Annotated in this window: 7 protein-coding genes; 3 read left to right on the forward strand and 4 right to left on the reverse strand. The window is 62.4% G+C overall.

Features of this window, described 5'->3' with window-relative positions; all coding sequences use genetic code 11:
* On the forward strand, positions 1 to 666 hold a 666-nt coding region (locus tag EN984_RS16820; RefSeq protein WP_164765500.1), incomplete at its 5' end, for a sulfotransferase.
* A 27-nt stretch (positions 667 to 693) separates the two neighbouring features.
* Here the strand turns inward: EN984_RS16820 and EN984_RS16825 are convergent.
* Entirely contained in the window at positions 694 to 1752 is a 1059-nt protein-coding gene (locus tag EN984_RS16825) for a D-TA family PLP-dependent enzyme (RefSeq protein WP_164749018.1), read from the reverse strand.
* A 190-nt stretch (positions 1753 to 1942) separates the two neighbouring features.
* Here EN984_RS16825 and EN984_RS16830 point away from each other — a divergent pair, with 190 nt between their 5' ends.
* Positions 1943 to 2629 (forward strand): D-lyxose/D-mannose family sugar isomerase, encoded by a 687-nt coding sequence (locus EN984_RS16830; RefSeq protein WP_127258087.1) that lies wholly within the window; start codon positions 1943 to 1945, stop codon positions 2627 to 2629.
* A gap of 64 nt (positions 2630 to 2693) precedes the next feature.
* On the opposite strand, the gene EN984_RS16835 is transcribed toward EN984_RS16830, so the two are convergent.
* Entirely contained in the window at positions 2694 to 3698 is a 1005-nt protein-coding gene (locus EN984_RS16835; RefSeq protein WP_127271881.1) for a L,D-transpeptidase, read from the reverse strand.
* 246 nt (positions 3699 to 3944) lie between these two features.
* Here EN984_RS16835 and EN984_RS16840 point away from each other — a divergent pair, with 246 nt between their 5' ends.
* Positions 3945 to 4151 (forward strand): hypothetical protein, encoded by a 207-nt coding sequence (locus EN984_RS16840; protein WP_164749017.1) that lies wholly within the window; start codon positions 3945 to 3947, stop codon positions 4149 to 4151.
* Positions 4152 to 4261: 110 nt separating this feature from the next.
* Here EN984_RS16840 and EN984_RS16845 read toward each other — a convergent pair whose 3' ends face one another.
* Both EN984_RS16845 and EN984_RS16850 read right to left on the reverse strand, forming a co-directional pair.
* Entirely contained in the window at positions 4262 to 5941 is a 1680-nt protein-coding gene (locus EN984_RS16845; RefSeq protein WP_127270689.1) for a tetratricopeptide repeat protein, read from the reverse strand.
* 138 nt (positions 5942 to 6079) lie between these two features.
* The gene (locus EN984_RS16850) at positions 6080 to 6712 is read right to left on the reverse strand and encodes a hypothetical protein (protein WP_127271884.1); all 633 of its coding nucleotides are present in this window, start codon (positions 6710 to 6712) and stop codon (positions 6080 to 6082) included.
* Between the last annotated feature and the right edge of the window lie 206 nt (positions 6713 to 6918).

Raw genomic sequence — 6918 nt, forward strand, 5'->3', positions numbered from 1 at the left:
CATCGCGAAATCTATGGCGCGGGCGAACTGCCGACCATTCGCTCATTGGCCGGTGAACTCGGGTTCGACAAGCTCGATCCTTCTGTCTTCACCAAGGCTATGGCGGCGCTCACTCCGGCCAAGGCGAAAGTGCTTGGCTCGAAATATCTTGACGATCTCAACAAGCGCAACAGCAAGGCGCGGCTGGTCGTCGACAAGATGCCGCACAATTTCGAACTGCTGGCCTTCATCAGCCTCATCTTGCCAAATGCCCGCATCATCCATTGCCGGCGCGACCCGATGGACAATTGCACGTCCTGTTTCATGCATAATTTTTCCGAAGCGCATGGCTACAATGCCGATCTGAACAAGCTGGGGCAGTATTACCGGCAATATGATCGCTTGATGCGCCATTGGGCCAAGGTCGTCCCGCTTGATATCCACGACATGCCCTACGAAGAAACGGTGGCCGATTTCGAAAACCGAGCGCGTGGATTGATCGGGTTCCTCGGGATCGAATGGGACGATGCCTGCCTCCGTTTCCACGAAACCGAGCGCACGGTGCGGACGCCGAGCCGCTGGCAGGTGCGCCAGCCGATCTATTCATCCTCAGTCGAGCGCTGGAAACTCTACGGCGACGCCCTCGATCCATTGAAAGCGGCGCTGGGTCCAGTTCTTCAACGCTGAGTGGCGTTCAGTTCGGGCGCGTCGGTCTCACCCCATCCTTCCCCGCGCGGCCACCGGCAGCGTTTCCAGCACCTTGTCGCCGTCGACCAGATTGACCTCGTTGAACAAATTGGTGACGACGCAGCAATGGTCGGGCACGACACGCACGCGCTCGCCGATGCGCAGCTTGCCGTCGCCCGAAAGCGTGACGGTGCCGTGCTCCTCGCTCAGGCCCGTCACCCGCGCTCCCGACACGCCGAGCAACTCGCCGAAATCGGCGAGACCCAGCGTGTCGCTGGACAGCGCCTTGCTGCCGGCATCGAGGATAGCGCGCGTCGCTGTGGGATGGCTGACCACCGTCGACAGCACCGTCAGCGCACAGTCGTCGAGGCCGCCGACGCCTTTGGCGACTTGATAGCGGTCGAGATAGATGTAGGTGCCTGGACGATACTCGGTGACAACGGATGTATCGCTGGAGCGCCACATATCCGGCGTGCCGCCGCTGGAGATGCGGTCGCAGGCGAGGCCCGACGCGGCAAGTGCCTGCTTGGCCCCGGCGAGCCAGGCTTCGGCCTCCGCTGCCCGCCCGGCGGCCGGGTAGGTCATCAGTCCGCCGAAGGCGAGGCCACCGGCTCTGTCGATCTGTCTTGCCAGCGCAACCGCTTCATCAGCCGACTGCACGCCGCAGCGTCCCATGCCGGTGTCGCATTCGACCAGCACCTGCAAACGATGGCCGGCATCGGTGAAGGTGGTTGCCAGCCCTTCGAGCGTCTCCATGCTGTCCGCTGTCACCGACAGGGTGACGCGCCCGTGCAGCGCCAGAAGGCGTTCCAGTTTGGCGCGCCCAAGGATGTTGTAGGGAAGAAAAATATCGTTCAGCCCGGCATCGGCCATCACCTCGGCCTCGCCGATCTTCTGGCAGGTGATGCCGACGGCGCCGGCCGCTATCTGCTTCTTCGCCCAGTAGGGCAATTTGTGCGTCTTGATATGCGGCCGGAGCTTCAGCCCGTTCTTGTCGGCATGCGCCTGGGCGCGGGCAATGTTGGCTTCCGCGCGCGCGGCGTCGATCAGGATGGATGGCGTATCGAGATCGTGAACGGTCGGCATCATCTTTCACCCCATGAGGAATCCGCGGGTTTTATGGCCCTGAAAATCCGTGATGTCACGCGGCCAGGCAAGCGGATCTGTGGTCCATACGCCCTGCGCAACGCCGGACAGGACGGCGAGATGGATCGACACCGCATCGGCGTTCGGCTATGCGATCTGCCAGACAAATCGATACGAAGGGATCATGATCATGAAGCGCTCCGCCATCAACGACATCATCCGCGAAGCCGACGCTTTCATCCGCTCGTTCGGCTACATCATGCCGCCCTTCGCCTATTGGTCGCCGCAGGAGGCCAAGGCGCGTCAGGTCGACTCGTCGGCCGTATTCACCTCGCGGCTCGGCTGGGACATCACCGATTACGGGCAAGAGAAATTCAGGGAACTCGGCCTGTTCCTGTTCACCGTTCGCAACGGCCGCTACGAGGACATGAAGAAGGGCATGGGTATGCTCTATGCCGAGAAGATCATGATCTCGCGCAAGGACCAGCTGTCGCCGATGCACCGCCACAACATCAAGGCCGAGGACATCATCAACCGTGGCGGCGGCAAGCTGGTGCTGGAACTGTTCATGCATGACCGCGACGGCGGCATCGATCCCAAGGCGGAGGTTTCGGTGCCGGTCGACGGAACCATCCACAGGCTGCCCGCGGGCGGGCTCCTGAAGCTCGACCCGGGCCAGAGCGTCACGCTGCTGCCCGGCGTCTGGCATGCCTTCTGGGCCGAGGGCAAGGACGTGCTGATCGGCGAGGTCTCGACCGTCAATGACGATCTCACCGACAATGTGTTTCGCGAACCGATCGGCCGTTTTTCCAACATCGACGAAGACGTTGCCCCGGTCCATCTGCTGGTGTCCGACTACGAGAAGTGGCTGGGGTAGGGGCGCCGCCCTACGCCTTCGGTGACGCCAGTCACACGGTCGAAAGTTAGCCCGTGGCGCCTGCCTACTGCGATCCTTGTTCGACCGATCCTGCCGCTTCTTCCTTGAAGACGACCTTTGTGCCTCTTTGCACTTCGGAGGCGAGGTCTTCGGCATCCCAGTTGGTCAGCCTGATGCAACCATGCGAGAAGGTCTTTCCGATCTTGCCTGGGTCCGGAGTCCCGTGAATGCCATAACTATCGATGGACAAATCGATCCAGACCGATCCCACCGGATTGTTCGGCCCGGCAGCGATCGTGAAGGGGCGCTTCGTCTTCACCCCCTTGAAGGCAAACTCGGGATCGTAGTGATAGGTTGGGTGGCGCACCACGCGTTTGACCTCTGCCTCGCCACTCGGCGCGGGCTTCTCCTGGCTCCCGATCGAGGCGGGGTACGTCGCAAGCGCTTTGCCGGAAGGGTCGAGCACGCGAACCTGGCGAGCGCTCTTGTCGACCTCGACGTTCCCAATGTCTTGCGGCGGATCACCTCGGGTTACAGCTGGCACCAGCAGCTTTTGCCCCGCCTTCCTGAAGCCGATGCCGGGATTGAGCCGTTCAAGCAGTTCCTCGCTGCTGTGGAAGCGCTCCGCCATCTTTTCCAGGGCATTGTGATAGGCGAGCCGGGGCAGGCGGGCCATCCTCTCCATGCGCGCCGGAATTCGCCTGGTGAACGGTCCACGCACATCCTTGCGCGTCAACTCGTAGGTCTCAAGCGCCGGGCGCGAGGAGCTCGCGACCAGCTTGTCCCATGTCTCGCGGTTAAGCTTGCCGTCGGCAGGCAGTCCGTTGGCCGCTTGAAACGCACCGACTGCCCGGCTGAAGTTCTCCGCTTGGCGGCCGTCGATCAGGCCTGGCGAGAAGCGTGCACGATCCAGGAGGATTTGCGCCTTCAGCACGGTCGCACTGACGCCTTTCGCTTCGCTGCCGTCAAATTGGGCGTTGTTGACAGTGGCCGCGTCCAGTTTTGCCGCCGCCGTTGCGTCCCATGCCATGACGAGCATGGCGGCAGCGGCAAGAACGAGCCTGATCATGGAGGTCACACTCCTGTATGAGCACCTGCTTCTATGACGTCGCACGGCCGATCTGGTTCCATTCCCCTGGCTGCGTCCGACTGCCGAGTGCCGATGCGCCGCAGCGAACCCGGACCAGGGAGCACCCGGCGGTGGCGCGGGTGCATTGTTGATAAGGGTCCGCCATCATCCAGATGGATGGCGACTCTCGCCAGCGCATGTGTTGGCTTCAATCGAAGCGCAGCTCGGTGACCGAGGAGAGCCAGCATGCAATTTCCTGCCCAGAAGGACAGAAGACCGGCAGCCGAGGATGAGCGCCAGGCCCGGCTTGAGAAAACAGCCAGGCTCAAGCAGCTTCGGTCCTATGCTTCCTGGCTTTTGTCCGACCCAAACGCCCAACTTCACGATGAGATAGACTGCTCGGTGCTGATCGAGGAAGGCGTGGTACGAGACAAAGCGTGGAGCCTGGGCTGATCGGCAGGTGACACGACCGGGCGGCGAGGTTTCCACCGCCAACGATGATCGGCCGACAATTTGTTTGGCGAGCCGATCGGCCGCAACAATGGCGGCAGGCTGACTTCGCGTCAGTGACAGCAGCCTTGCTGCGCGCTCGTCCTGCACAGGCAGGACGAGGTGATCGGCACATCCGCCCTGGCCAGCGCCGCGGCAAGGCTTGTCTGCAATATCGGCAATTCATCAGTCTCGCCGCGCCGATTCAGGCATTCCACCAGCCCGTGCAGTGCCCAGACATTGTTCGGGTGCTGGGCGCAGCGCTGCACCGTGCCGCTCAGGCCCAAATCGTCGCGATAGACCTGTTCTGCTTCCTGCGCGTGGCCCTGGTCGAGAAGCAGCGCCGCCAGCGCATGGCGCGGCGGGTGCATCCAGGCCCACGGTTCGGTGTAGGACAAATTGTCGTCAAGCTCGACCGCCTGCCGCAAATGGCCATAGGCCTCGTCATGCCGGCCCTGATGGTACGCCAGCTCGCCGTCGAGCAGGGCGACACCGACAGCCAGCGAAGCCTGCGCCGGGTTGCTGAGGAAGCGCCGCTCGGGCGCAATGCCTTTCAGATGCCGATGGAACACTTCGCGCTCGCGCTCGGCTTCAGCGAAATTCCCAAGCGTCGCATGCGCCACACCCTTGGCGTAGTGCTGCATGGCCGCCGTCAGCACATAGAGGCCTGGCTCCGCGGTCGCCGGTTCGTCGATGATCTCCTGCCAGCGGCCGAAGCGCACTTGCACATGCGATTTCATCGCATGGTAGCCTTCCACCGTCTGCGTGAGCTTGGGCCGGCCGGGGATGGCGACCACGTCGCGCGCGACCAGGCTGCGCACTCGATCGGCGGCCCACAGTGCAGGCTGGTACTGGCCCGACAACATGCAGGTGAACATCATCAGGTGCAGATCGTGGCAGCAGCCGAGCAAATAGTAGGTCGGCTCGTCCGCATAGGCGAGATAGAGGTCGTTGGCGCGTACCGCCTTTTCGCTGGCGCGTTTGGCTTTCTCATACTCGCCGCACAGCACATAGATGTGCCCCGGCATGTGGTTCATGTGCCCGGCATCGGGGCACATTTCGCCGAGCAGATCCGCTGACCGCATGCCGCGCTCCGGCATGGTGGACATTTCCAGCAGATGGATGTGCAGGTGGACGATCGCCGGATGCTGTGCTGCGCCGGCCTCATCGGCAAGCCGGACCGACCGTTCGCAGACGTCGAGCGCCTCGACGACATCGGAATTCGGCGCCGGCGCGCCGGTCTTGAGGTTCCACAGCCGCCGCACCGTGCGCATCATCAGCGCTTCGACCAGCAGTGCCATCACATCATGGTCGTCGGGACAGTCCCGATACACAAGCCGCATCGCGGCGGCATAGCTATCATCCCACCGTTCGAATTCCTCTGGGCTCACCCGGTATGGCTTCTGAAAGCGGGCGGCCAGCGCCTCGATCAGCCGCTTCTCGATCTCGTTGGCGGAAGCCGCATTGGCCCGGGCCAGCTGGACATGCTCGAAGCAGCGCTTGGTCGCGCTGTCGGCCTCGGCCTCGCCATGTTCTTTCCAGGTCAGATTGTAGAAAGGTCCGGCGGCATAGGCGATGCCCCAATGCACCATCGGACATTTAGGATCTGTTTCGAGCGCCTTCTCAAAACACTTGATGCCTTCCTCATGGTTGAAGCCGTAGCACCAGTTGAGGCCAACATCGAACCAACGCTGGGTTTCTGAAGAACGAGTGGAGATGGGACGGCGGTAGGTGCCGAGGTCGAAGCGGTCCATGTGGTCTCATTTCAATTCTGATTGCCAGCGAGCCAGCTCTGGTCAGACTACCTTCGCCATCAATGTGTGCCGAAACTGGCAGGCATGGCAAACGCAACGAGTGCCATCGCTGCTTGCATTTGGATACTGTCGCCGCTCTTAGCTGGTCTCTGGAGGCGGTGTTTCATTTTGCCAGCCGGCCAGCTCAGGCAGGTCGTCAAGCCAGCTTTTCTCGCTCACCAAGGCATCGCCGGTCTGCGGGTCGGCCTCGGCGGCGTTTTGAATGAGCCAGTCCATCCACTTGCGATAGGCAGCCGGGTCCAACTGAGGCGGCAACACCTTGGCCTTGGCCAGCATGCGTTTGCGGAAACTCACCTGCCTGCGGAGTTTTGTCGTCGTGAATTTGATGGCCTTGCCCTGGTATTCGACCGTCCAGCGCCCGTCGCCGTGGCTGGCGAGCCTGTCGATGGCGAAGCCGACGTCCACCGGCCTGTCCCGCCACGGAAGCTCGATGGCATTCTTCCTCAAATCGAGTGCCCATCGCCTGTAGTCGGTCCCGGCACGCTGGGGCGGCAGCACCCCAGCCTGTTCGAGTATCTTCCTGCGGAAGGTCGGCTGCTTCTTGAGCTGGCCTGTCGTCAGCTCGATGCGATGCCCACGGAATTCGACATGCCAGCGGATCCTCCCATTGCCGAAATACTTAACCAGCCTGTCGATGACGAACTCGCCATCGGAGAGCGTCACGCAGCCTTGGCTGATGCGTTCGAGAATGTACTGGCTATCAGTGAGCATGACGCGGCCTCGTGCAGGAACCCTTCATGAAGCTTCGCTAAGGCGCACGCAACGACCGGGCAATCTCGCCTTTCATGATTCCGTCGCATAGACACCGATGACGCGTCATATCGCTCGCGCGCTCATCCTGACAGCGGCTTAGGAGCAGCGGCCCGGCGTCGGGGGGTATCGAGGGGGGACTGGCGCCGAGCCTAACCGGCTTGGGG

This window comes from Mesorhizobium sp. M7A.F.Ca.CA.004.12.1.1 (genome assembly GCF_003997835.1).
GTDB lineage: Bacteria > Pseudomonadota > Alphaproteobacteria > Rhizobiales > Rhizobiaceae > Mesorhizobium.

Excerpts from the sequence above, each read along its gene's own strand:
- EN984_RS16825 (WP_164749018.1), bottom strand. The coding sequence starts at position 1,752 with ATGCCGACCGTTCACGATCTCGATACGCCATCCATCCTGATCGACGCC.
- EN984_RS16830 (WP_127258087.1), top strand. The coding sequence starts at position 1,943 with ATGAAGCGCTCCGCCATCAACGACATCATCCGCGAAGCCGACGCTTTC.
- EN984_RS16835 (WP_127271881.1), bottom strand. The coding sequence starts at position 3,698 with ATGATCAGGCTCGTTCTTGCCGCTGCCGCCATGCTCGTCATGGCATGG.
- EN984_RS16840 (WP_164749017.1), top strand. The coding sequence starts at position 3,945 with ATGCAATTTCCTGCCCAGAAGGACAGAAGACCGGCAGCCGAGGATGAG.
- EN984_RS16845 (WP_127270689.1), bottom strand. The coding sequence starts at position 5,941 with ATGGACCGCTTCGACCTCGGCACCTACCGCCGTCCCATCTCCACTCGT.
- EN984_RS16850 (WP_127271884.1), bottom strand. The coding sequence starts at position 6,712 with ATGCTCACTGATAGCCAGTACATTCTCGAACGCATCAGCCAAGGCTGC.